Raw genomic sequence first — 25,110 nt, 5'->3', positions numbered from 1 at the left:
GGACAGGCAGCACGACAAATGAGAAGCGATCCAAGGCAAGGGGGAGCCAGTGCTCGATCTCACACGCGACGCTGCGTCGGTCTTCGGCAGGGGCGACGGTCGGCCTTCCAGTGGAGTGTCAGTAAACGCCGAGGAGAGAGGCGGTTCGTTGGGGCCAAGACCAAGACGAATACTTTTGCCAAAAATGCTTCAGCTTCTGTGTTCTCCCTCGACGTATTAAGCAAAGAATTCAGTAATATTTCATGATAACAATATAATAAAATAATACAAAATGTTAGAACGTCGTTTGCGGCCTGACAGTTACTTATCACGGATATCAAATAGTAATCTAATTACAGTGTAATAGATAATCTAAATAGTTGGAGACATGCCGATTCGAAGATTTATTTGTGGTTATTGTACTAAATCAATAAAACTAAATACGAATTAGTTATGGTTGGGGGTCTATGCGGCCGTCTGAGATTGAGACTATTCAAAAGTTATACCAGGGACACGCTGATCCGACAGCTTATCGGTCGGCGTTGGATGCTTTCTCTGCGCCCTTTCCGGGCATTCGTACCTTGTTGCACGTCGAAGGCTGGAGGGATCACGTCTTCTCACTATCCAGTGTCTATTGGAATTTAAGCTTCGAGGAGATTCAGGAGGCTGCCCAACTCTCACATCTCAATCCGTTCCTGAGCGAGGGGGATGTGAAGAAGTTTGGCCGGCGATTTTTCAGTTCTTTAGAGTATATCTCCCAGGATGAGGTCAGAAAAAGCGAGTATTACGATATTGTCCTGAGGCCGAAGGACGAGTTGGACACGGCCTACGCCTTCACGGTCATCGAGGACCAGAGGTCATTTTTTGGCTTCAGTGCGACAGTTCCAGCTGGCTACAGTGAGGCCGACCGCATTGAGCTGAAAGGGGCAATGGAGCGCATTCGTCCCCACGTCCAGCGGTCTTTTCAGATTGCCCGCGAAATTATGAGGCGTACTGCGCACGATCAGGCCGGTCTGCTTATCGAGCAGATAGGGACCCCCGTCGCTGTTTTCGACGATGCACATAGACTTATCGCCCAAAACATCAGGGCGGAGACGTTCTTCGGTAAGAACGACGCACTCTCTCTCTCGTCCGAAGGGGTAATCATCTCTCGGGATAAAGCAACGGACGATTGTCTTCGTGTCGCTTCCGCCCGCGTGATGAGTGACCTTCTCGCAGTCGGGCCGGTACGGGTGTTGCGAGAGGGGCGGTCTAGATTGATTCTGTATTTTGTGCCTGTCGCGGGATATGAGGGTTTCAACCCGCTTGTCAGGCCATTTATTCAAGGGTTTCCCGCCTATTTGGTCTATATTCTCGATCCGGACGATGTCGATCCCGCGCCTCGCGAATTGTTAGTCAAGGGAATGGGACTCTCCGGTGCCGAGGCACGACTTGCTATGCTGCTGCACGATGGTGTCTCGGTAAAAGAGGCAGCCGAACGATCCGCCATTACCTATGCCACTGCTCGAAATCAACTTGCCTCGATAACTCGAAAGCTGGACCTTACGCGTCAGTCGGAGTTGGCTGCGCTACTTGCCCGCATCACGGCTCGGATACCGCGTTGAGGAGCGTGCGGGCGGGCAGATGACCAGGGTGTTGTCAGGGGCAATGGCGGACCAGCGCGCACAAAGATCGCAGACTTTCATGTTGTTCTGAGCGGGCCCGGTCCTTGAACAGATTTGCGGGTGGTCGTGGCTGCTCTCCACGCCTGTTGATCGGCTTCGATGCTGCTGAAGTGGACCATGGTGGGCGGCTCTCCGCCATGGGAGGCGTGAGGCCGCTGGTGGTTGTAGAAGGCGATCCAACGACCGATGCCTGCCTTGGCCTGCGACCCGGTCTTCCATGCGCGCAGGGAGACGCATTCATACTTCATCGACCGGCAAGGCTGCTCGATGAAGACGTTGTCGAGGCAGCGTCCCTTGCCGTCCATGGAGATCCGGGTTCCGACCCGCTTCGGCCGGTCGGTCCAGGCGAAGGACGTGGGCTGCGAGCCTTGATCGGCATTCATGATCTCTGGCGGGCCGAAGCGATGGTTCGCCTCTGTTGGTTTCCCTGTGCGGGTCCGAGCCCTTATTGGGGCCAGCTACCAACAAAAATACCAACAAGCGAAGTGGACGCCAACAGACGCCCCCGGACCACGCTGGACTGCAGATAACAAAAAAGCCCGGAAATCCGGGCTTCTTGGTTCATTTCGGACTGTCTGAGACAGGGAAATGGTGCCAGGAGAGGACTCGGCCGATACGATTAATAGATTGATATTAATCGTTAAAATAAACTCAGCTTGGATCGATACCCCCAACCATACCCCCACTGGCTCGTCGTTAGGGCGTAGGCGCTGGCTCAATTTTCTAGGCGGAGGGACCGATCTTGCGCAGTTTCGCGAGAGACGGATCGTAAACAAAATTCTCAATGCTGCCGTCCCTGATCTTCTCAATCGCCTCGTCGATTACGAAATAGGGCACAAGAAACCATTCACGCGGGACGACAGGCTGGCCGAAACGATCCTTGATCTCGATGTCGAGGCGGGCCGGGCCGAAAACCCGATGGATCAGGTTTTCCAGCCGGGTTCGGTTGATGTTGAACAGCTTGTAGGTGGCGACGACCTCGACATCGGCAAGGAGGAAGGTCGGATCGAGCTTCGCGTTGGCAATGCGTCGTTTGATGTCACCACCAGTGACACCGATCTTGTGAACAAGGCCACGATTGGCGGCGACGACAGGGTTATCCGATGTGCTGCGCAGGACGTAGATAGTGCCACTGGCAAGGTCGTCCGGCTGGCTCTCGCCGGAGAATAGTGGCCCGGCATTCGGTTCCGACACGCGACGGCTGGTCTCGTCCTTGTAGAGGGCGCGTTGCAGGGAGCGGAGCAACAGGTTGCTTTCCGTTCCGTTGGAATAGATGACGCGCAGCCGGGCATCGCTCTCGCCATTCGGCGCTTTGAAGGGAGCACCGACTTCGGCGACGTAAGCGGTCTGGCCCCCAAGGATGAAAAACTCTCCAGCCGTGATGCTGGTTTTCAGGAAACCCGCGTCCTTGCGAATGGGCTGAGTGATGCGCTCGCCGCTGTCGAGGCCGTTTTGCACGGCGACGAAGAGGGGCTTGAACCGGTCGAAGTCCTCACAGCGTTCGCGGTTGGCGATTTCCTCGGCGGCGCGCTTGTCTGCAGACGATCGGACATGACGAAGTTCGGTGATGTCGCCGGGGGCGGTATCGCCCACGCCGAGCTGCGCCAGAAGTTCGTCATCGTCGAGTTCGTCGGATACTTCTCCCGCTATGGGAGGCCCGCCGGCCAGAAGCCCTTGATGGTCGAGCGGTTCGATAACCGCGCGGCAGTCAGCCTGGTCCCGCAACCGGTCGAGCCTAACGGCATAGATGCGCTCGAAGATGTCTCGATCCTCACCATGCTGTGGCGCGCGCCCGTGCTCTTCGACGAAACGCTGGATCTCCTCGAAGCCGGCGATGATCCGCTCTTCGCGCGGCGTCCGGCTGGACGCCTTCTTAGCCTCGGTCTCGACACCGAGTTCAGCCAGCAGGGCGTCGTCTTCGTCGGTGAAGCCCTTAGCCACGCGCCGCCTCCGACTGCATGCGTTGAAGGAAAGCCACGCCCTCGGCCATGCGCTTTTCCCAGGCGTCCGGCGACGTGATCGAAGGCAGCCGGCCGCGCTCCTGCTTGAATCTCAGGGCTCGCTTGGCAAGCTCCCGCGCCTCCTCGATGGTGAGGTTGACGCGCTTGGCCCCAATCACGGCCGCGACCTGTTTAAGGCTCTCCTCGGTCATCGCCTTGGAAAGAATGGCATAGGCTTCGCCGAATGGATTGATGCGGTCGATCAGGTCGATGTCCAGTTCGCGGACGTCCATCAGGATCTTTCGGATCCCGTCGATCAAAGCCGTGTTCCCCGTGCTGGACGCTTCTCCACCCGGATTGAGCAGTGCCTTCGCCTTTTGCGTCAGGTTGAGCGCCGCGACGGCGTGCTGACGTACGGCCTCCTGATCCTCCTGATTCAGCTCGGGGTATTTATCCTTGATGATCTTGCCCATGCGGAGCTGGGTCAGATCTTCCGGCACCAGATCGGCATCGAACAAGCCGCGCTCGATCGTGGTCTTGTCCTGCACGAAGCTGGCAATGACCTCGTTCAGATCTTGTCGGCAGATGCGCTGCGCTTCTTCGCTCTTCGGCTCGACAAGGCCCTTGATCTCGATCTGGAATTCGCCGGATTTATCGTTGAAGCCGACATTCGTTTTGTTCGGATCATAACCGCCCTCGCCATAGTCGAAGCCGTCCACCGGGCCGCTGGCCGGGTTCTTGGGTTTGAACTCGAAGCGCGGCGCGAGCACCTGCTCCATAAGCAGGCTGGCGGCGATGGCTTTGAGCGTGTCGTTGACGGCCTCGGTAACGGTTTCTTCCGAGGCATCCGGCTCGGCGATCAGGTTGGTGAACCGGGCGCGCAGCTTGCCGGGCGCGTCGCGGGTGGCGCGGCCGATGATCTGAACGATCTCGGTCAGGCTCGACCGATAGCCCACCGTCAGCGCGTGTTCGCACCAGATCCAGTCGAAGCCTTCCTTCGCCATGCCCAGTGCGATGATGATGTCCACGTGGTCGCGGTTGTTCTTCTGGCTGGGGTCCTTCAGCGCGGCAGACACGCGCTCGCGCTTGGCCGGGTCGTCGTCGACCAGATCGGCGATGCGAAGGATGCGGCCGTCAGCCGTGCGAACAAGCTGGAAGCCGGTCGCCGGATCGGAGCCCTGCCAGTCTCCCAACTCCTCAATGATGTGCTCGACTTCCCGGATCTTGTCCTTGGTGCTCTCGCGCGAGTTGACGCTCGGAATATGGACAATGGTTTTCTCGGAAGGATTGAGCACCTTAAGGATGTCGTCGGCGTAGGAGCCAGCATAGAAGAAATAGCCGATGTCGAGCTGCTTTAGGTACTCATAGCCGTTGAGCTGCTCGTAGTAGGTATAGGTGACTTCGTCGAACTTTAACTCGTCTTCGGGCGCAAGCACGGCATCGGCATCGCCCCTGAAATAGGAGCCCGTCATGGCGACGATGTGCACGCGGTCGCGAGCGAGGAGCGCTCCAAGATGCAGGCCAAGCTTGTTGTCCGGGTTGGCCGAGACGTGATGGAACTCGTCTACGGCGATCAGCCGGTCGTCGAAGGCTTCCGCCCCAAGCCGGTCCACGGCGAAGCGGAAGGTGGCGTGAGTGCAGACGAGCACCTTGTCGTCGCTCTTCAGAAACGCCTCGACCGAATTGACCTTGCCGCCGTTGTCCGCGCCAGGGGCGTTGCAGAGGTTCCATTTGGGCGCGACGGTCCAGTCGGCCCAGAAGCCGTGCCGGGACAAGGGCTCGTCGTGGAAGCTCGCGCCGATGGACTTTTCGGGCACCACGATGATTGCCTGCCTGCACCCCTGGTTGGCGAGCTTGTCCAGCGCGATGAACATGAGCGCGCGGCTCTTGCCGGAAGCCGGCGGTGACTTGATGAGCAGGTACTGCTCGCCCCGCTTTTCGTAGGCAGCCACCTGCATGGGCCGCATGCCCAGCTCATTCGCCCTCGTTGAGGCTCCGGTTCCGGAGTAGGAAACGGAGACAGTGGGGGTCTGTTTCATGGCTGAAGGTTCACGGTCGGGATGGAGCCGTCGCAGAGCGTTCTCATGTGCTGCGCGATCACTTTCGCCCGGGCGTCCAGGAACGCTTCGTAGTCGCCACTGACGAGCGCTTCATAGGGGATCAGATGGCTGGCAAGGCGATGGCGAACCTCGGATTCGCCAAGGCTCGCTGCACGTGCCCGTTCCTCGATATATTGCTTCGGGGAGCTGGCCGCGATCTTGCGGTTCGTTGCCCAGCTGATCAGCGCGCAGTTCAAGGCGCAGCTGACCCGATCATCGTCGCGGTCTCCGCCCAGCGCGTGGACTGGATAGATGTGGTGGAACTCGCGTCGCGTGACGCTCTCGGGGCTGGCCTTTGCGCCGTTGGCGAAATCGTGCCCCCCGGCACGGAGCGATGTGGCGAGAATTGCGCGAGGCAATCGGTCCCTCCGTCCCGGCCAGCCGGCGAGCTTCAGCTCTTCCGGTTCGGGAAGCCTGTAGAGCTCTTCGTCGAAAAGTTCGCACTTCACCTGTGATGAGCGATCCTGAAGCAGTTCCTTGATGGTGCGATAGTCCATGAAGGAGCGGGTGGCCGACGTTTTTCCGTAACGGTCGGTGAAGCAGCAGCGCCAGAGGACCTTGCGCAGCATCGATCGCGCATATCCCTCATCATCGAATCCGTCTTCACGGATATCCGCCCACAGGGCGCACAGCAGGTAGACCGCCACGTCGGTTGGAACGCACTTGTCATTGAAGATCGCTTCTTCGCGCAGAAATGTGAGGCCGCGTCGAAAGCCATTCATGATCCGTGGCCAGTTTTTGGCGAAGGTTCCGCCGAAGTCCTTTTCCAGATACGTCTTCTTGAGCGGTGGCCTGCCATCGATCAGCGCGGCAACAGAGAGAAGGATGTCTTCGATCCGCCCGAACTCCTTCGCTGCAGGGACCTCCTCGAAGAGCTCGGCCACCTTCTCGTGCAACGATTGCCCGGCTGCCTCTTCCAACTGCGCCACGACGATGTCGAAGTCCTTCAGCGGTGACGCCGACGTGTTCATCTTGATGAAGACATCGAGGGCCGTCTCCCGGCTGGTCTCCACGCCAAGGGAAAGGAAAGGCACCATGTAGCTGGCGACTCGCTGGCGCAGTTCGTGGATCCGGCTTAGCTGGGTGAAAGACAGTTCATGTCCTCCCGAGCGAACGGCGCTGAGCCATTCCTCCAACTTCTTCTCGCCTCCACGGCCAGGTCGGAAACAGCTGAGAGGGATCCGGCCGCGCTCGTAAGTATCAGGCGGATTGTCTACCCAGACCGGCTGACGCACGCCCTTGCGATCCCACCGCTTGACCCGCTCGATTAAGGGCAGGTCAGGCTGCGGGGCACCCTCATCGGCGCCTTCTTCGGGTTCGGCGGTCATATCGAGAGCGGCAAGAAGGGTCAGATCATCATAGTTGTCTGTCAGGCCGCGCCAGAGCGCGGTCATGCGTTGCTGGCCATCTAGAAGATGCATGTTTGGCCGCCCGCTCGGGGCCGGGGCGCCGACGATCGGTCGCGAAAGAAAAGGTTCATCGTTGCCGATTTCCAGGATGAGGAGCACGCCGACCGGCAACGGCGGCTTGCGCAGGATGTTCTCGAAAAGACCGACGATCTGGGCGTGCTTCCAGGCCTCATGCCGCTGAAAGCGGGGCAGTACGATCTGCCCCTGCTCGATCATCGAAAACCACTGTTCAATGGATTTGCTTCTGGCTTCCAAGGCTCCCCCCGTCGTTCTTGGCTCGGTCTGCGGCGGTCATCCGCGTGTATGGCTCAAACAGATAGTCCAGCCGCATGGTCATGATCCTGTTCCCGCATGGCCAATGGAAAAGGCCCGTTGACCGACGTTTTTCTCTTTTGCAGGGATCGGGGCCTGATAGGCGGCACGGAGAAACGTCTCAATAGTCGCCGTTTTCGAAGGCGGAGATTTTCTTTTCAAGATACCAGATGGGGTCCCAGTCGCTGTTAAGCGGGGTGTGGCTCTTCGCTGATATCCCGAAGTTGCGACGGAGGTCGTTCGCAAGCTCCAGAGCGTCCAAGCCTAGCCGGGCATAGCCTTCTCTGCGTGGTTTGAAGAAATCATCATAGTCCGGCGGATCTGCATGTTCGCTGCAGGCGGAAATGTGCCTGTCCGTGCTTTTTGCCTTGTTCGGCAGGGCGAGCGTGCGGTGCATCAGCTCCTCAGGCAGGCTACGCCATGCGATGTCATCCGGAAACGCGGGCGGCTGAGGCGTCGAGACTTGCTCTTCGTGGTACTCCTCGCCGTGTTCAGTGCATCCTGCCGGGCGTCCCTGCGCCGTGCCATCATCATAGACGACGTCAAGGCAGTCACTGGCATAGTCTTCCAGGATGCAGATCAGGCGGATTGCCGAATAGGACCCTTCACGGCGGCGTTGGAGCCAGGATGTCCATACGTCCTTCGAAATTGCGATCACGCTTCCGACGACGACGCCAATCAGCCCGATGAGCGCTTCGCTCATGCCGCGCCCTTCGCCGCCGTCATCTCCGTATAGAGCTCGAACAGCTTTTCCAGCCGCTCGGTATCGTTGCGGAAGCGGCGGCCGATATAGATGCGCTCCAGCACCTCGTCGTTGCGGTCGTGGGCGGCGCGCAGGTCGTCCGGCATCGTTTTCGGATCGTAGAGATCGGCGATGGTTGCCGGGAAATGCGCCTCGCGCGCCAGCAGGATGTCCTCGGCGCAGCGGGTCAGGTCGGCCTTGTTCTTTTCGGTCAGCCTGGGAACGGGGAAGGTGTTCCAGCCAAGGGTGTTGGAATATGCAAAATCGGTTCGCGTACGACCACAAACCGTAGCGATCCAAGACAGGTGGAGCTTTGAGGATAGAAATGCCAAAACCCACAGAGGTTCATCAAGCAGCGCGAAGCTTTGACTAGTGAGAACCGTCGGGGCGCGCACTATACCCACAGGAAGGTGCTTCCTGTTTTCAGAAGTAATTCTGGGGAGGACGATGGTCCATGATTTCGCCTCTCGCATTTCACGAAACTGGTGCGCTGTTTGAGCCATCTGGTTTGCGCCCTTGTCGCGGCTGCTCAAGCGAAGAGAGCGAACCTCTAAAACTCTTTGTCGAACTCCTTCATTTTTGAGTGCGTCATCGAGATCATCGTCGTTGATCCAAAGGCAATAGACGGGCTCTCCACGAATGAAGTCCGCAGATCCGACGATAGGTCTAATAAATCTTTTCCGATCTAGGTCGGAGAGATTAAGTTTATCTACTTCTGATAGAGGCATTCGCAAATATCCGCCGTCTACAACCTTGTTCCCGAAAACCATTTTGGGAAGGCTGGGTGCTGGTGTGCTTTGTTTCTCCACTATGACGTTTTCGCCTGGGGCGAGATAAGCGTTTATATTCGCTGCCTCTCTCAAAACAGTTTCTCGCCGCTCATTCCAAGAATATAAGTATCGAAGGGCGCCTGCGTGATCAGAAATCCCAATAATGGCGACTGTGACGCCTGCATTGTGTGATGCTAAATTTGCCCACTTGAAGCTCGTGTGCGCGAAAGCGATCTCGTGACCTGTCTGAAAGACTAGTGGCCAGAGGATGGGTACCTGCTGCCCCTGACAGATCGAGTTGGTGGACACAAAAGCGGAGGTTGTATTGGTCTTTGTGCCGTAATCGGCGGCCTTCATGAACCAGCCGGCGACGTAGTCGAGCGATTTCCAGCTCTTGGTTCTATGGCCGAAGATGGCCTCCAAATCTGACTTCTGCTCGGCCGTCTGCCAGGTCGATCCAAGATAAGGCGGATTTCCGCAAATATACGTCTCGCCGCCTTCGTTTTCGAAATCGATCTGCGCCTGATCGAGCGGCGTTTGAAATAGGTCATCGGCCTGGTGCTTCACGCCCGTTCCCGTGGGCGGGCAGATACTGAGCCAGTCGATGCGGAGCGCGTTGCCGCAGGTGATCCAGTTCTGCGCGTCGAGGGGCAGGAAATCCCGGAGCGCCTCTTTCTGGCCGCGATAAACGACGTCGCACTGATATTCCGCGATGATTAGAGCGAGGCGGGCGATCTCGGCTGGGAAGTTGCGCAGTTCGATGCCCCGGAAGTTAGTGAGCGGAATGTCGCTCTTGCGCCCGTCTTCCTTGCGGCGCCGATTGATCTCCGCCTCGATCGCCCGCATTTCCTTGTAGGCAATGACCAGAAAGTTGCCGGAGCCGCAGGCCGGATCGAACACGCGGATGCGCGCCATCCGGCCCCGCAGGTTCAGGAGCTTGCGGGCGTTATCTCCGGCCGCCTCCAGTGTCTCGCGCAGATCGTCAAGAAAGAGCGGGTTCAGCACCTTCAGGATGTTCGGCACGCTCGTATAGTGCATGCCGAGCGCACCGCGCTCCTCGTCGTCGGCGACCGCCTGGATCATCGAGCCGAAGATGTCCGGGTTGATCTGCTTCCAGTCCAGATTACCGATGTGGAGCAGATAGGAGCGCGCGATGCGGCTGAAGCGCGGCACCTCCAGGCTGCCGGAGAAGAGGCCGCCGTTGACGTACGGGAAGTGATCGGCCCAGGGGCGCAGCTTCGCCGCCGCGCGCTGCGCGATCGGAGTGTTCATGGCGCGGAAGATTTCGCCGATCACATGCTCCGTGTCGGAGGCGTCCCGCGCGCTCATCTGCGCAATGGTGGCGGTGAACACGCCTTCGCCGTTGAAGATGTCGGTGTCCTCGGCGAAGAAGCAGAAGATCAGCCGGGCCATGAAGTGGTTCATGTCCGGACGGCGGGCATCGGTGCCCCAATCGGGATTATTCGACAGCAGCTCGACATAGAGCTGGTTCAGGCGCCGGGTGGCGCGGATGTCGAAGGCGTTGTCGCGGATCTGCTTGACGGTGGTGATGCCGGCGAGCGGCAGGAACAGGCCGAAATGGTTGGGGAAGTCGGCATAGGCGCAGGCGACCGTCTCGCCCGAGGCCAGATCCTCCGCCTCGAAGATGTCGCCGTCGGTCGCCAGAATAAACTTCGCCTTGGCCCGCGCTGTCGCCGGGCTGGCCTTCAGGCGGCCAAGGGTTTCCGTGACCTCACCGGGAGCGGCGGCGGCGATATGGATGTTGTTGGTCTGAAGGACGCCGCCAACGTCGGATTTGTTGGACTCGCCCTTGCGAAGGCGCTTGAGGGTCGTTTCCTTGTTTCCGAATGCCTGCAGGAAGAGATAGGGGAACTCTTCGGCGTCAAACGGCTGCTCGGCCAGATCGGAAATGGCCTTTTCGATTTCGACAGCGTTCATGCCCACTCCTCGCGCCAAACCTGAGATTGCGACAGGGCGCGTTGGTCGGCATTGAACCCGAATTCGCCGAGAGCGCAAACGCTGTCGTGCTCATCCGGCCCGCCGGGCGCCGTGCCGGGCCAGCAACGCCGCCAGCTCGCTCGCCAGCGCTTCGCCCTCCGGTGCTTCTCCAGCCATCGCGCCGATCACCTCGCCTTGCCGATGCGGGTCGATTCGCCCGTATGAGGTGAGCGTGGTGGAAATGTTGTCGTGGCCGAGGTTCTGGCTCCAGGCCTTCAGCTCCTCCGGTGTTCGGCACATGGTTTGTGCCAGATGGCCGAGCGTGTGCCGGAACGAGTGCGGCGGGAAATAGGGAAGGTTCGCGCGGGTAAATGCCTTCCGGAATATCTCCCGTACCGGTGAGGCATTGCTCCAATGCTCCCGCTCGATGCCAACCGGTTCGAACGCGCCGTTCTCGGCAAGGCCCATGCGGGTTCGCGGAAAGATTGGATCCGTCGGCCCAAAGAGGTGGACTGTCCGCAGTTCCTCAATCCAGTCGATGGCGATGGCGGCGAGGTCGTCACCCACGGGAAAGAAGAAGGTGGCGATGGCCTTGGCGAACTTGGTCTCGACGGTGTCGGGGTCCTGCCGAACCAGCGGGGGCGTGCGCGCCGTATCCACATGGCCGAGCGACAGCGACACCAGCGCGCGGTCGCGGATGCCGGTCAGGAGCATGAAAGCGAGCAGGGCCCTATTCCTGCGGTCCAGAACGCTCTCGGTCGGCACGGCGGCGATCGCGGCGCGGACCTGTTCGAGGCTTGGGAAGTCCCGCAGCTTGGGCGCCTTTGCGCGCGCGGCGTCCCTGTTCGAAGGTGTGAGATAGTCGATGTCGGCCCGATGAATCCGGGACTTGAAGCCAGGCTGCCAGGCGAGCCAGATGAAGAAGTCCTTCAAGGTCGTGAGGGTCGTTGCCTGTGTCGAAGCGCTCAACGTCTCGCCGGTGCGGACGCCTTCCGTTCCGGCCAACCGCTCCTTGAAGCCGATCGCCTGTTCGCGCCGGAAGGTCTTGAAGTCCTTGCGGCCGGTGTACGCCTCATACCGCGCGAGCGCCTTGCGCACCGCGTCGAGGGTGGCTTCGCTCTTGCCCTTGGCTTCCCGCAGGTAGCGGATGTAGTCCCGTTTCAGGCGCTCATTGGACGGGTTCACTTTGGTCATCGGTTCATGCCTCCTGGAAAGCACGGTTTGCGTTGGGTTCGGAACAGTCATTCATTCGTTCCGAACCCAGCGTGTGCAGGTCGATCAGGAGGGCGAGTGCCGGAATGTCGGCGCACCGCACCGTGCGATGCATGGGGGTCTCGCAGAGGGCGCAGAGAGCGGCAAGCCGGGCGATCTTTTCGTTGCGGTAGGATAGGTCCGCCGTCCTGCCCCAGGGCGGGCGCGGTGCGCGGCACCGGAAGCAGTAGAACTCGTCGGGGCGGCACGTCTGCCGACGCTTCTCTCGGCGCTTCGCAAGGAAGGCCTTCAGGTCCGCGCCATGGATCAGGAGCGGGCGCCTGTCATCGATCGCTTGCAGGCCTTCCTTCAGCCACCGTCGCACCGTGTTGCGGTGGACGCCGAGGAGTTTCGCCACCTCGGCAACCTCATAGGTGACGCCCTGCTTCACGCGTTGGGCGGAAGGCCGTCGCCGAGTGTTCCGGCCGCGCATGGGCGTCACCCCCGTCGGCCGGTCGCGATGCGCTCGTCGATCCAGTCATCGACCTCCGCCTCGATCCAGGCGACGCATCGTTCCGACAGGGCGATGGGCTGGGGGAAGCGTCCCTCGCGCATGTAGGCGTAGATCGTGCTTCGGCTGAGGCAGGTCCGCGCCTTCACCGCTTCGAGGCGGATGAGGGAAGGGCGGCGTTCGGTCCCATTCGGTGTCATCGGTTTCATCCGTGTCTTGCTGAACATGGATGGACGATGAGCCGTTTGCTGACAGCGAAATAGCGGGCTGCGTTGGAAAAAACCAAGCGTAGCCAGAGCTATAGAGCCTACCTCGGGATAACCGGCGCTTCCCTAAAACGGTATCTCGTCATCAAGGTCGATACCGCCATAACCCTGGGGACGGTTGCTCGTAACCGTAGGGTGCGCTTGGCCAAACCCTCCCCCGTGTTTCGTCTCAACTTTGGGGGTGGTTGGGGCGCCTCCTGAAGGCTTCCAATTCGCCACCTTGGCAATTTCCTCGATTCCGGTGGCGTTCGGTGTGCCGTCTTTGTTCACAAGGCCGAGTTCAGCCGCGTGCTCTTTGAGCCAATTCTCCAGCGCCTTCTTTGGCGACTTGCCGCGCAGACGGTCGGGATCGGAGGTTACGGCCTTCCAAGCGGCATTCGCGGCGGAGAGCTTAACCGCGTAAAATGGACTGTATCTATCCTCGACCTGTTCGCGCGGCGCAGGAGCGTGGAAGAAACCGCCGGCGACGCCTGACATGACTAGCCAGACTTTAAGTTGGCCGACGTCAATAAGGCTTGAGTAAAAATCGATGCCATCGCCGTGGCTCTCCCCATATACTGCCTTGTGGAGATGGAGACGTTCATCTTCGATCGAATGCCGAAGAGCGCTTATTATCGGTAAAACCTCGTGCCGCGTTTCTTTTGACCAGTCCTGGAATAAAAGATCCTCAAAGTCTGCGGGATCGCGCTCGGTCATGAGAAGGGCGATTTGATAGATCGTGAACTGCTTAACGATGCGCCATCGCTCTAGATTGGCCATGCTGCGTCACCACCTGATTCGCTCTTGTTAGTCTCGAATCAATTGGCGTCGATTCCAATGCCGTCTGAAGATGACCGATGATCGGTCATCGCAGCTATGCGTTGGCCAACTGCGGAACGGCGCCACCAACGCGTAGCGTGTCAAGGTGGTCTGCCCACCACGCCATCATCTTCACGCGTTCGTCCCAATGTTCGCCGCGCAGATAGGCTCGACGAACTTCGTTATTTTCGGTGTGCCCTAACTGGCGTTCGATCGCGTCGGGGTTCCACAATCCGCTTTCGTTGAGGAGCGTAGAGGCCGTGGCACGGAAGCCGTGTGCCGTAGCGACGTCTGGTCCAAAGCCAAGGCGGCGCAGCGCTCCGTTCAGCGTGTTCTCGCTGATAGGCTTCTTCGCCGCTCCGATGCACGGGAAGGCGAATGCGTTAGCTCCTGTGACGGCTTGGAGTTCGCGCAATATGACGATTGCCTGCGGTGGCAATGGTATCCGGTGAGGGCGGCGCATCTTCATCCGCTCGGCCGGGATGGACCATACCGCCTTTTCAAAGTCGAATTCCGGCCACCGCGCAGCGCGCAACTCTCCAGGACGGGGAAAAAGGATCGGCAAAAGGCGCAATGCGGCTGTTGTCGCCGGCTGGCCACCGTAACCGTCAATTGCCCGCAGCAAGATGCCCAGTTCCGTCGATGAGGTGACAGCCGGTCGGTGGCGCACTTTTGGAGTGGTCAGGGCGCCCCGAAGGGCAATCGTCGGGTCGTTCTCGATCCGGGCGGTGGCGATGGCGTACCGGAAAACGGAGCCGGTGACGGAACGAAGCCGCCGTGCCGTCTCATGATGCCCTCTTGCCTCCACTTGCCGAAGTGCTGCCAACACGTCGGCAGAACTCACGGTCGCGATATCTCGGTCGCCGAAGTGGGGGTATGCGAAGTCCAGGAGCCAGCGCCGCTTTCCCAGCGTGATATCGGCAAGCCCTTCGCGTGTGAGCTTTCCAAGGTGCTCCTCGGCGACTGCACGAAAGGTATTTACCGGTGCCGCCTTGGCGGCCTGTTGCGCGTGCCTCTTGAGTGCGGAGGGGTCCAGGCCCTCGGCGAGGGCTTTTCGTGCCTCATCCCGGCGCTCGCGCGCCCGCGCCAGCGATACGTCGGGATAGGCGCCGATAGAAAGGAGCTTTTCACGCCGCTCAATGCGGAATTTTAGCCGCCAGAGCCGTGACCCCGTCGGATTGACTAAAAGGTAAAGGCCGCCACCGTCCGCAAGCTTGTAAGGCCGATCTTGCGGCTTGGCGTTTCGGATGGCCGTATCGGTCAGGGGCATTGGGAGAGGGCATCCGCCGGGGGTATCGCGTCGATACCCCCGAACATACCCCCACATCGGCCGGCTGCCAACGGGTACCCCCGGACCGTCCCGGACCTTGTTGGCCGGGAGGTTCTAGCGTTTCCGTGGATTTTCGGAGCTTTTGAAGCTTCACTAGAAGCCGCGATGGTGCCCAGGAGAGGACTCGAACCTCCACGCCTTGCGGCACACGGACCTGAACCGTGCGCGTCTACCAATTCCGCCACCTGGGCTGGTGCGGCCCTCCACCTACGGCGCCGGCCGGGCGATGTCAATCAGTCTGACGCGGCTTGTTTCGGGTCGGGCGGATTTACCCACGGATCTCGTCGCGATGGGGCCGACAGGGCAGGGGAGAGGCGTGCGGTTCGCCACCGGACTGGCGGAGGGGAGCGGTCGCGGCGCCGGGAGCGGGGCGCTCCGGAACCTCGGCCGGATCTGGGTGGCTCGGGATACGGTGTGCGGTCACCGCGCCGTGTGGGCTGTTCGGTCGAGGCCATTGCCGGGGCGGGGCGGGAGCCCGGACGCGGCGGCAGTCCGAGCGAGGCGCGGGACCGGACAGTTGGGCCGAGGGGGGCGGGCCAAGCGGCTGGTCTTTCAAGGCGCGTGCACCAATTGTCCCGTCAGCCGCATCGGCCGGGGCGGACAAGAGGGATGGTCCGGTGCGGGCTCGTCGCGGGACCCAGCAGGGAGATCGCGGTGGAGCGCTTCCGGCACGGCCTGCTGCGACCCGGTCCTGTGAAAATGCCGCTCGCAGACTGGTTCCAACGCGTCCGGAAAAGCTCTAGAGAAGGGGCCGAAAGCGAAGCGATGCGGGCAGCGGCCGCGACCGGCGCGAGGAGATGGGAACGATGAACGAGATCCGTGGCGACAAGCTGGTGACGGTCTTCGGCGGGGCCGGTTTCCTTGGCCGCTATGTGGTCCGCCAGCTGGCGCAGCGCGGCTGGCGCATCCGCGTCGCCGTGCGCCGCCCGGATCTCGCCGGTTTCCTGCAGCCGCTCGGTTCGGTCGGCCAGATCAAGCCGGTGCAGGCGAACGTGCGCTACCGCGAATCGGTCGACGCCGCGGTGCACGGCGCCGACGCGGTGGTGAACCTCGTCGGCATCCTCGCCGCCTCCGGCCGCCAGTCCTTCGCCGCCGTCCAGTCCTACGGCGCCGCGCAGATCGCCGATTCGGCGCGCGAGCACGGGCTCGACCGGATCGTGCAGATCTCGGCCATCGGGGCGGACGCGGAATCGGAGTCCTCATACGCCCGCTCGAAGGCCGAGGGCGAGGCCGCGGTGCTGGAGACGCTGCCGGCCTCGGTGATCATGCGTCCGTCGATCCTGTTCGGGCCGGAGGACGAATTCTTCAACCGCTTCGCCGAGATCGCCCGGCTGTCGCCGGTGGTTCCGGTGGTGGGCGCCGACACGCGGTTCCAGCCGGCGTTCGTCGGCGACGTGGCCGAGGCGATCGCCTGCGCCGTCGAGGGCAAGGCCCGCCCCGGCGCGGTGTACGAGCTGGGCGGCCCGCAGGTGAAGACGTTCCGCGAGCTGATGCAGATCATGCTGGACGAGATCGACCGGCCGACGAAGCCGATCGTGGCGATCCCGTTCGGGCTGGCGACGCTGCAGGCGAAGCTGATGAGCGTGCTGCCGAAGCCGCCGCTCACCACCGACCAGGTGAAGCTGCTGAAGTCCGACAACGTGGTGTCGGCGGCGGCGGAGGCGAACGGCCGGACCTTCGCGGGCCTGGGCATCGTGCCGGACACGCTGGCGTCCGTGCTGCCCACCTACCTGTGGCGCTTCCGCCCGACCGGCGAGTTCAGCCGCCAGCAGCACTCGTAGAGCCTGGAGCCCTTTCCGTCCGGATCGCTCAGATCCGGCCGATGGGCAGTGCTCCCGGACTGATTCCCCTTGAGATAGCGTGTTGCGGGACGCGCAGACCGCCATGCGGCGGGCTCGTTCGCGGCCGCCCGTCGGTGGGCCGTGTCCGCCGTGGCGCTGGCGCGCCGGCATTGGCTGGCCGCGTAGGCGCTCCAGGACCCCCGTCAGGGCTTGCGGGGCGGCAGCGGCGGGTTGGTCTTCGGCAACGGCGGCAGCGTGGCTGTGGTCGCCTGCGGCTGCGGCGCTGGCGCGGTGTTAGGGGCCGGCGGCTTAAGCTCGATCTGCGGCGGTTCGCGGAACCGCTGGTCGAAGGCGCTTTCGTTGAACCGCGGGACCCCGTCCTCGGCGACGCTGCCTGCGCTGTTGTCGGTCTCGCCGGTTTCGCTGCTGTTGCCGTTGCCGGCCTCGGTGGGGGTGGGCACGATGGCGCGCATGGCGCCCTCGCTGGCGTTCTGCGGCGCCGGCACGATGATCGGCCCGGCGCTCGGCGGGGCGGCCAGCGAGGTGGATTCCGGCAGCGGGCCGGCGTCACGCGGCGGCAGCGCCGGACGGGTGGCGGTCGCCGGCGAGGTGAGGAACAGGGCGATCAGCCCGACGATGCCCACCGCGATCCGCCAGTAGGCGAACGGCGCGAAGCCGTGGCGCGAGACGAAGTTCAGCAGCGAGCGCACGACGATCACCGCGGCAATGAAGGCGGCGACGAAGCCGATGGCGATCACCAGCGCGTCGTCCATCGAGAGGGCGTCGCGGTTCTTGTAGAGGTCGTAGGCGAAGGCGCCGGCCATGGTCGGCAGCGCCAGGAAGAAGGAGAACTCCGCCGCCGAGCGCTTGTCGGTTCCGAACAGCAGCGCGCCGCCGATGGTGGCGCCGGAGCGCGAGACGCCCGGCACCAGGGCGAGCGTCTGGAAGCAGCCGATGGTGAGGGCCAGCCAGAGCGGGTAGGAATAGGCGTCGGTGTAGCGCGGCCTGAGCGGCATCCGGTCCAGAAGCAAGAGCAGGACGCCGCCGACGATCAGCATGGTGCAGATGAGGGCCGGCGATTCGAACAGCACCGCCTTGATGAAGCCGTGCAGCAGCACGCCGGCGACCGCCGCGGGAAGAAAGGCGACGACGATGCCGATGAGGAACCTTCGGGCCTTCGGATCCGTTGGAAACGCCACCACCATGTGCCACAACCGGCTGAAGTAGACCCAGAGGATTGCCAGGATCGCGCCCAGCTGGATCAGCACTTCGAAGGTCTTGCCGGTGCTCTGGAAGCCGAGGAAGTGGCCGAGGAGCAGGATGTGGCCGGTCGAGGAGACAGGTATGAACTCCGTGAGCCCCTCGACGAATCCGAGGATCACGGCGCTGACGATGGTATCTGCCTCCATGGGAGCTCCGCTGCCTAGTCTGTCTGATCATGGTCAAAAGCGAAAAAACCGGGCTAAAGATCACACCATGCACGCCTTCCGGCCCGCATGCCCAATCCTCGCCATGACTGAGGTGTTGGGTCCGCGTGCGCGGCGGCGGCGAGTGACCCGCCCGGTCGTTTAAACTGACTGTTAACCTATTAGATTCGAACGGTTTTCCTCCACCGCTTTTCCGCACTTGGGACTGCCGGTAAATCCAAGTTCCCCTTCCCAGGCGCGACGCGCGAGATGTTCACGGTCTATCATCATCCCTTTTCCCCGTCCTGCCGTTTCGTTCGCCTCGCGCTCAGCGAGTACGAGACGCGATTCGATCTCGTGGCGGAGCAGATCTGGCAGCCGCGCGAGGCGTTTCTGCGGCTCAATCCGTCGGGCGAGGTGCCGGTCGTCATCGAGAACGACGGGCCGCCGCTGTGCGGGGCGAGCGTCGTCATGGAGTATCTGGAGGACACCCGCGGCTATGCCGCCGGCAAGCGCCGCCTGATGCCCGACAATCCCGATGCGCGCGCCGAGGTGCGGCGGCTGACGGAGTGGTTCCTGTCGAAGTTCCACGACGAGGTGTCGGGGCCGTTCGTCGGCGAGCGCATCTACAAGATGGAGATGCCGCCGGCGGCGGGCGGCGGCGCGCCGGACTCCGCGTCACTGCGCGCGGCGCGGGCGAACATGAAAAACCATCTGCGCTATCTCGGCTATCTGGTGTCAACGCGCGACTGGCTGGCCGGCGACACCATCACCTTCGCCGACCTCGCGGCGGCGGCGGCGCTGTCAGCGATCGACTATCTGGGCGAGGTGCCCTGGCAGGAAGACGCCGCGGCGCGGGCCTGGTACGCGCGCATGAAGTCGCGCCCGTCGTTCCGGCCGATCCTCTCGGAAAGTGCGCGGGGCGTGCGGCCGTCGCTGCACTACGCGGACCTCGACTTCTGACGCCGCGCCGTTGCGCGTCGCCCAGACCCGGACGAAGGTGAGCGGACACACGACACCTGCGACCGCGACGGTTCGGAGGGACATGGCCCAGGACCTTCAGACGGACGAACGGCCCGCGCCGCAGGCGCGGCTGTCGGCGTTCGTCAAGGCGCGGGCCGCTGACCTCGGGTTCGACGCGGCCGGCGTCCTGAGGTCGGATGCGGTGCCCGGCGAACTCGGCGAACGGCTGTCGACCTTTCTCGCCAGCGGGCGCCATGCCGGCATGGACTGGCTCGCCGACAAGGCGGAGTGGCGCCGCCACCCCAACGCGCTGTGGCCCGATGCCCGGTCGATCGTGATGGTGGCGCTGAACTACGGGCCGGACCTCGATCCCCTTGAGGTGCTCGCCTGCCGCGACCGCGCGGCGATTTCGGTCTATGCGCGCCACCGGGACTATCACGACCTGATCAAGGGCCGGCTGAAGACGCTGGCCAGCCAGCTGGTGGCGCGGGCGGGCGGCGACGTGAAGGTGTTCGTCGACACCGCGCCGGTGATGGAGAAGCCGCTGGCGGCGCTGGCCGGGCTCGGCTGGCAGGGCAAGCACACCAATCTGGTGTCGCGTGAGCACGGCTCCTGGCTGTTCCTGGGGGCGCTCTTCACCACCCTCGATCTCGCTCCGGACGCCGCCGAGACGGACCACTGCGGGTCGTGCCGGCGTTGCCTCGACGTGTGCCCGACGGACGCCTTTCCCGCGCCCTACCAGCTCGATGCCGGGCGCTGCATCTCCTATCTCACCATCGAGCACCACGGCCCGATCCCGCATGAGTTCCGCAAGGCGATGGGCAACCGGATCTACGGCTGCGACGACTGCCTCGCCGTCTGCCCGTGGAACAAGTTCGCGACTGCGACGCAGGAAGCCAAGCTCGCGGCGCGCGACGATCTGGTCGATCCGCCGCTGCGCGAGCTCGCGGGCCTCGACGATGCGGCGTTTCGCGCGCGGTTCTCCGGATCGCCCATCAAGCGCATCGGCCGCAACCGGTTCGTGCGCAACGTGCTGGTAGCGATCGGCAATTCGGGCCGGCCGGAGCTTGCGGACGCGGTCGAGCCGCTGATCTCCGACCCCGATCCCGTGGTCCGGGAGGCGGCGGGTTGGGCGCTCGGCGAACTTCTGCCATACGATACGGCGACCGGGATCGGCGCAACGCATGCGCCCCGATCGCCATGACCCCGGTCCGGAGCGATCCGGACCGGTGACCATCGATACCAGACCCCAGGGGCATCACAGGGGTGGTGAGCGGGGTTCCGCTTTCGCCGCGCCTCCCTGGGCCACCAGTCCGATCCACTGAACACAATGGGAGGCCGTGCGTGCTGACCACCACCAACGAGCCCAGCTCCGATCCCCACGCCACCGGCGAGGGGTCCACGATCCGACTGGTCTGTCTGGGGTTCGGCTACAGCGCCAGCGCCCTTGTCGAGCGCCTAGACACGCGACGGATCGACGTCACCGGCACGACGCGCGACCCGGAAAAGGCAGACTCGCTGCACCGGCGCGGCATCCGCACGATCCTGTTCGACGGCACGAAGGCATCGCCGGCGCTCGCCGACGCGATCCGCCATGCCACGCACGTGGTCGTGTCGGCCGCGCCGAACGAGCAGGGCGACGCCTTCCTCTGGCACCACGAACGCGACCTGGAGAAGGCCGAAAACCTCAAGTGGGTGGGCTACCTGTCGACCATCGGCGTCTACGGCAACCATGAGGGCGGCAAGGTAGACGAGCGCACCGCCTGCCTGCCGACCACCGACCGTGCGGTGTGGCGGCTGGCCGCCGAGACCGCCTGGTCGGCGTTCGGCAACCGCACCCACGTGCCGGTGTCGCTGCTGCGGCTCGCCGGCATCTACGGCCCCCGCCGCAACCAGCTGAAGCAGCTCGCCGAAGGCACGGCCAAGCGCATCATCAAGCCGGGCCAGATCTTCAACCGCATCCACGTCGACGACATCGCGCTGACCATCGAGCGGGTGATGGAGCGGCCGGCGTCGCGCATCTACAACGTCGTCGACGACAAGCCGTGCCCGCCGCAGGAGGTGGTGGAGTTCGCCGCCCGGCTGATGGGCGTCGAGCCGCCTCCGGAAGTCCCCTTCGAGGAAGCGAACCTGTCGCCGATGGCGCGCACCTTCTACGGAGACGTGAAGACCGTCTCGAACCTGCGGCTTCATGACGAGCTTGGCGTCCAGCTCCAATACCCTACCTATCAGGAAGGGTTGCGGGAGCTGTGGGAGTCTGGCCGGTGGCGCGGCTGAGCCGTCCCTCTCCCGGGGATGAGACATTCTCCCAAGAAGAGACATGCTCTCAAGAAGAGACGAGGGACCGCGCGATGACGGGCAACACGAGACGCAGGCGCCTGGTCGCTGGCATGGCCGCCGCCGCGCTGCTGGCGGCCACGATGACCGGCGTGAGCGCGCCGGCCGAGGCGCAGAGCACCCAGCAGCGGCTGCAGAACCAGCAGGAAAACTCCCGGCAGAACCTGCAGGGATCGACCAACCAGCTGAACCAGAGCCTGCGCAACACCCAGAACCAGATCAACAACCGGGCCAACATCCAGGGCCTGGAGCAGCGCCAGACGATCCAGAACATGCAGCAGAACCAGATGCAGCCGACCTACCAGCGGGACCTGAACAACCGCTGACCGGTCGGGATGCCGCCTGGAGGTCAGCCCATGCGGGCGCGCAGGTAAGATTCGATCGAGTAGGTGCCCCAGCCGCCCATGGTCGCGCGGGTGTCGCGATAGGACTGCACGATCCGTTCCGACATGGGATCCTTGGCCGCGATGGAATCGTAGATCGCCGCGGCGATCGGCTCGGCCGCCGCCAGGATATCCGCCGGCACGAGGCGGACGTCGGTGCCGCCGGCCCTGAGGGCCTTCAGGCTCTCCGCGTTGCGCCAGCCGGCCTCGGACAGCGCGCGGGCGTGCTCCTCGGCGCAGGCGGCCGCCACGACGGCCTGGAGGTCGGTCGGCAGCGCGTCGTATACCGCCTTGCGGACGATCACTTCCCCGGTGCCGTTCGGCTTGTTGAAGCCCGGGCCGTAGTAGTACTTCGCGACCTTCTGCATCCCCAGCGAACTGTCGCTGTAGGGGCCGAGCAGCTCGGCGCCGTCGACGAGCCCGGACTGCAGCGCTCCGAACACCTCCGACGTGGGCATCGACACCGGCGTTGCGCCGAGCTGGCGCAGGATTTCCGCGCCGAGGCCGACAATGCGGACCTTCAGCCCCACCAGATCCTCTTTGGACTCCATCGGCCGGTTGAACCAGCCGGCCATGTTGAACTCGGTGTTGCCGGCCATGAACGGCTTGACGCCGAAGTCGGCATAGAGTTCGTCCCACAGCGCCTGGCCGCCAGCGGCGTCGATCCAGGTCATGTGCTCGCGCGGCGTCAGCCCGAACGGTGCGGTGGTGAACAGCGGCGCCGACGGCATCTTGCCGGACCAGTAGATCGCGGCCGTGTGGGCCATGTCGGCGGTGCCGTTCTGGACGGCGTCGAAGGTCTCCAGCGCCGGCACGAGCTCGCCCGCGGCGAAGATCTCCACCGTCAGACGCCCGCCCGAGAGCCGGCCGATGGCTTCGGCGACCCGCTCGGCGGACACGCCCGGCCCTGGCAGGTTCTTCGGCCACGAGGTGACCATGCGCAGGCGCTGCGTGTCGCCGGCGATGGCCGGCCGGGCGAGTGCCGCGGTGCCGCCGGCGGCGACGGCGCCCCTGATCAAGGCGCGGCGGCTGAGCTTTGGTGTCGGATCCGTCATGTCGATCCTCCCTGCCAGAATGCGTGGAAATGGTGCACGGGGCCGTGCCCCTTGCCGATCGTCAGCGTGTCGGCCGCAGCCAGCGCCGCCGTGAGGTAGACCTTGGCGGCCTCGACGGCGTCGGCAAGCGGCATCCCCTTCGCGAGACCCGCGGCGATGGCCGACGACAGCGTGCAGCCGGTGCCGTGGGTGTTCCTGGTGTCGATGCGCGGGGCGACGAACCACCGCGGCGCGGCATCGCGGGTGACCAGGATGTCGGCCGACTCCTTGCCCGTCCCGTGGCCGCCCTTCAGCAGCACGGCCTCGGGCCCGAACGCCAGCAGGCGCTGGGCCTGGGCGGCCATCTCGTCGCGGGTGGTGGCGGCTTCGCCCTCCAGCAGCCGCGCCGCCTCGGGGAGGTTCGGGGTGATGACCAGGGCGCGCGGCAGCAGCACGTCGCGCACCTCCGCCACCGCGGCATCGTCCAGGAGCGGGTCGCCGGAGGCGGCGATCATCACCGGGTCGAGCACGACGTTGCGGGCGCCATGGGCATCGAGGGCATCGGCCACGGTGCGGATCACCACCGGCTTCGACAGCATGCCGATCTTGGTGGCGTGGACGGTGAGATCGTCGAACACGGCATCGATCTGCTGGCGGATGAAGGCGGGCGGCACGTCGTGGATGGCGCGCACGCCCTGGGTGTTCTGGGCGACGAGCGCGGTCATCGCCGAGGCGCCGAACACGCCGAGGGCGGCAAAGGTCTTGAGGTCGGCCTGGATGCCGGCGCCGCCTGTGGGATCGGTGCCGGCGATGGTCAGCGCAATCGGAGTGCTCATGAAGTGGCGGTCTTCCCTGAGGTGAGGGCGGTGTCGACGATATGGCGGAGGTCCCCGGCGGCGGCGGCCGGATCCGCGGCCTTCGAGACGGCGGAGATCACGGCGACGCCCTCGGCGCCGGCGGCGATCACCGAGGCCGCCGTGTCGGCGGTGATGCCGGCGATGGCGACGCGGCCGAGGTCGGGCGCGCGGGCGTCGAGGAAGGCGCAGATCTCCGCCAGGCCGTCGAGGCCGATGGGGGCGTTACGGTTCTGCTTGCTGGAGGTGGCGAACACGCCGCCGATGCCGACGTAGTCGACGAGCTTGACGGGAACGGCCTCGGCCTCCGCCATGGACCGCACGGTGAGGCCGACGACCGGATCCGGGCCGAGGAGGCGGCGGGCGTCGTCGGGGGCCATGTCGGTCTGGCCGATGTGGACGCCGTCGGCGCCGGCGGCGAGCGCCACGTCGATGCGGTCGTTGATGAGGAGCGGCACGCCGCTGCCTTCGATCGCCGACAGGATGGCGCGGGCTGTGGCGACGAGTTCGCCGGTCTCGGCGGTCTTGTCGCGGTACTGGAGCAGCGTCGCCCCGCCGTCGACGGCCAGGCGCGCAAGCTCGGCGAGCGGCCGGCCTTCGGCGTGTTCGGGGTCGAGAATCACGTAGACGCGGACGTCAACCACGGCTGATCCTTGCGTATCGTTCGATGATGTCGGGGTCGATCTCGCCAATCTCGTCGATCAGGCGGACGGCGAAGGTGCCGGGACCGGGATTGCCTTCCGCGGCGCGCTCGGCGGCCACACTCCACGCGACGGTGGCGGCGGTGGCTGCCAGCAGCGAATCCGTTTCCACCGCCCGGCAGGTGGCGATCAGGGCGGACAGCGCGCAGCCGGTGGCGATCATCCGCGCCAGCAGCGGATGGCCGTTGTCGACCAGGATGGTGCGGTCGCCGTCGGACAGGCTGTCGCGGGCGCCGGTGACGGCGACGACCATGCCGTCGCTGCCGAGGTGCGGGAAGAGGGCGGCCATCTCGGCGGTGTTGCCGCGCACGATGGCGGGCCGGGCCTCGATGAGGCCGAGCGCGAAGGCGCGGCGTGTGGCCACCCGGTTCACCTTGACCGGATCGAGCACCCAGGCCTTGCCGTGTTCGCGGGCGGCGGCGACCGCCACCTCGATGCCGGCGCGGCGTTCGGGATCGAGCGTGCCGAGGTTGACCAGCAGCGCGTCGGCGCTTTCCACCAGCGCCGCCACCTCGTCGGCGTGGATGGTCATCGACGGCACGGCGCCGAGCGCGGTGAGCACGTTGGCGGTGAAGTTCTGGGCAACGGTGTTGGTGATGCAGTGGACCAGCGGCGCCCAGTCGCGGACGCGGGCGATCACCGCGCCGACGGCGGCGGCATCGATCCTGCCGGAGGCGCCCGTCATGACGCGCGCGCGTCCCG

General features: G+C 63.8%; 21 protein-coding genes, 1 tRNA gene and 1 pseudogene. 6 read left to right on the top strand and 17 right to left on the bottom strand.

Annotation, left to right across the window (positions count from 1 at the left end; all coding sequences use genetic code 11):
* Positions 1-446: 446 nt before the first annotated feature.
* A complete protein-coding gene (locus AB7M35_RS09090) occupies positions 447-1,583 on the top strand; it encodes a helix-turn-helix transcriptional regulator (RefSeq protein WP_453959039.1) in 1,137 nt (378 codons plus the stop codon).
* Positions 1,584-1,660: 77 nt separating this feature from the next.
* On the opposite strand, the gene AB7M35_RS09085 is transcribed toward AB7M35_RS09090, so the two are convergent.
* The 12 genes from AB7M35_RS09085 to AB7M35_RS09030 all read right to left on the bottom strand — a co-directional run bounded on the left by AB7M35_RS09085 (position 1,661) and on the right by AB7M35_RS09030 (position 15,140).
* Positions 1,661-2,026, bottom strand: coding sequence for a transposase (locus AB7M35_RS09085; RefSeq protein ID WP_453959037.1), 366 nt, complete (start codon positions 2,024-2,026; stop codon positions 1,661-1,663).
* Between the two features lie 340 nt (positions 2,027-2,366).
* The gene (locus tag AB7M35_RS09080) at positions 2,367-3,584 is read right to left on the bottom strand and encodes a GIY-YIG nuclease family protein (RefSeq protein ID WP_453959035.1); all 1,218 of its coding nucleotides are present in this window, start codon (positions 3,582-3,584) and stop codon (positions 2,367-2,369) included.
* Positions 3,577-5,622, bottom strand: coding sequence for a DEAD/DEAH box helicase (locus tag AB7M35_RS09075; RefSeq protein ID WP_453959034.1), 2,046 nt, complete (start codon positions 5,620-5,622; stop codon positions 3,577-3,579). Before AB7M35_RS09075 ends, AB7M35_RS09080 begins: the two co-directional genes overlap by 8 nt.
* On the bottom strand, positions 5,619-7,346 hold the full coding sequence (locus AB7M35_RS09070; RefSeq protein ID WP_453959032.1) for a GmrSD restriction endonuclease domain-containing protein: 1,728 nt from the start codon (positions 7,344-7,346) through the stop codon (positions 5,619-5,621). The genes AB7M35_RS09075 and AB7M35_RS09070 overlap by 4 nt, the downstream gene beginning before the upstream one ends.
* Before the next feature lie 178 nt (positions 7,347-7,524).
* Positions 7,525-8,106 carry a hypothetical protein gene (locus AB7M35_RS09065; RefSeq protein WP_453959031.1) on the bottom strand — a complete coding sequence of 194 codons (582 nt, stop codon included), beginning with the start codon at positions 8,104-8,106 and terminating at the stop codon, positions 7,525-7,527.
* On the bottom strand, positions 8,103-10,853 hold the full coding sequence (locus AB7M35_RS09060) for a class I SAM-dependent DNA methyltransferase (RefSeq protein ID WP_453959028.1): 2,751 nt from the start codon (positions 10,851-10,853) through the stop codon (positions 8,103-8,105). The genes AB7M35_RS09065 and AB7M35_RS09060 overlap by 4 nt, the downstream gene beginning before the upstream one ends.
* Before the next feature lie 90 nt (positions 10,854-10,943).
* The gene (locus AB7M35_RS09055) at positions 10,944-12,047 is read right to left on the bottom strand and encodes a tyrosine-type recombinase/integrase (protein WP_453959027.1); all 1,104 of its coding nucleotides are present in this window, start codon (positions 12,045-12,047) and stop codon (positions 10,944-10,946) included.
* Positions 12,048-12,051: 4 nt separating this feature from the next.
* Positions 12,052-12,495, bottom strand: a complete 444-nt coding sequence (locus AB7M35_RS09050) for a helix-turn-helix domain-containing protein (RefSeq protein WP_453959025.1) — start codon at positions 12,493-12,495, stop codon at positions 12,052-12,054.
* A gap of 47 nt (positions 12,496-12,542) precedes the next feature.
* Positions 12,543-12,755 (bottom strand): helix-turn-helix transcriptional regulator, encoded by a 213-nt coding sequence (locus AB7M35_RS09045; RefSeq protein WP_453959023.1) that lies wholly within the window; start codon positions 12,753-12,755, stop codon positions 12,543-12,545.
* A 132-nt stretch (positions 12,756-12,887) separates the two neighbouring features.
* Positions 12,888-13,580 (bottom strand): hypothetical protein, encoded by a 693-nt coding sequence (locus AB7M35_RS09040; protein ID WP_453959021.1) that lies wholly within the window; start codon positions 13,578-13,580, stop codon positions 12,888-12,890.
* A gap of 94 nt (positions 13,581-13,674) precedes the next feature.
* Entirely contained in the window at positions 13,675-14,889 is a 1,215-nt protein-coding gene (locus AB7M35_RS09035; RefSeq protein ID WP_453959019.1) for a tyrosine-type recombinase/integrase, read from the bottom strand.
* A 166-nt stretch (positions 14,890-15,055) separates the two neighbouring features.
* Positions 15,056-15,140, bottom strand: a tRNA-Leu gene (locus AB7M35_RS09030).
* 615 nt (positions 15,141-15,755) lie between these two features.
* Here AB7M35_RS09030 and AB7M35_RS09025 point away from each other — a divergent pair.
* Positions 15,756-16,730 carry a complex I NDUFA9 subunit family protein gene (locus AB7M35_RS09025; protein WP_453959018.1) on the top strand — a complete coding sequence of 325 codons (975 nt, stop codon included), beginning with the start codon at positions 15,756-15,758 and terminating at the stop codon, positions 16,728-16,730.
* Between the two features lie 611 nt (positions 16,731-17,341).
* On the opposite strand, the pseudogene AB7M35_RS09020 reads toward AB7M35_RS09025, so the two are convergent.
* Positions 17,342-18,139: pseudogene (locus AB7M35_RS09020) on the bottom strand (undecaprenyl-diphosphate phosphatase); the annotation flags it as partial.
* A gap of 267 nt (positions 18,140-18,406) precedes the next feature.
* On the opposite strand from AB7M35_RS09020, the gene AB7M35_RS09015 reads away from it, so the two are divergent.
* From AB7M35_RS09015 to AB7M35_RS09000, 4 genes are all read left to right on the top strand, one after another.
* Complete coding sequence (locus tag AB7M35_RS09015; RefSeq protein ID WP_453959017.1) at positions 18,407-19,099, top strand: glutathione S-transferase family protein; 693 nt, start codon at positions 18,407-18,409, stop codon at positions 19,097-19,099.
* A gap of 82 nt (positions 19,100-19,181) precedes the next feature.
* Positions 19,182-20,303, top strand: a complete 1,122-nt coding sequence (gene queG, locus AB7M35_RS09010) for a tRNA epoxyqueuosine(34) reductase QueG (RefSeq protein WP_453959015.1) — start codon at positions 19,182-19,184, stop codon at positions 20,301-20,303.
* Between the two features lie 140 nt (positions 20,304-20,443).
* A complete protein-coding gene (locus AB7M35_RS09005; RefSeq protein ID WP_453959013.1) occupies positions 20,444-21,376 on the top strand; it encodes an SDR family oxidoreductase in 933 nt (310 codons plus the stop codon).
* Between the two features lie 74 nt (positions 21,377-21,450).
* Positions 21,451-21,762, top strand: coding sequence for a hypothetical protein (locus tag AB7M35_RS09000; RefSeq protein ID WP_453959011.1), 312 nt, complete (start codon positions 21,451-21,453; stop codon positions 21,760-21,762).
* A gap of 23 nt (positions 21,763-21,785) precedes the next feature.
* Here the strand turns inward: AB7M35_RS09000 and AB7M35_RS08995 are convergent, their stop codons facing one another.
* From AB7M35_RS08995 to AB7M35_RS08980, 4 genes are read right to left on the bottom strand one after another with little or no spacing between them, the layout of a single operon-like run.
* A complete protein-coding gene (locus AB7M35_RS08995; RefSeq protein ID WP_453959009.1) occupies positions 21,786-22,874 on the bottom strand; it encodes a TRAP transporter substrate-binding protein in 1,089 nt (362 codons plus the stop codon).
* Positions 22,871-23,689, bottom strand: coding sequence for a bifunctional hydroxymethylpyrimidine kinase/phosphomethylpyrimidine kinase (gene thiD, locus AB7M35_RS08990; RefSeq protein ID WP_453959008.1), 819 nt, complete (start codon positions 23,687-23,689; stop codon positions 22,871-22,873). The genes AB7M35_RS08995 and thiD overlap by 4 nt, the downstream gene beginning before the upstream one ends.
* Positions 23,686-24,351: a thiamine phosphate synthase gene (gene thiE / locus AB7M35_RS08985; protein ID WP_453959007.1), complete on the bottom strand. Its 666-nt coding sequence runs from the start codon at positions 24,349-24,351 to the stop codon at positions 23,686-23,688. The genes thiD and thiE overlap by 4 nt, the downstream gene beginning before the upstream one ends.
* Positions 24,344-25,093: a hydroxyethylthiazole kinase gene (locus AB7M35_RS08980; protein ID WP_453959005.1), complete on the bottom strand. Its 750-nt coding sequence runs from the start codon at positions 25,091-25,093 to the stop codon at positions 24,344-24,346. Before AB7M35_RS08980 ends, thiE begins: the two co-directional genes overlap by 8 nt.
* Positions 25,094-25,110 lie beyond the last annotated feature (17 nt).

Source organism: Amorphus suaedae (assembly GCF_053629675.1).
The sequence above is the reverse complement of the archived record's forward strand: the minus strand, read 5'-3'. Positions and strand labels throughout refer to the sequence as shown.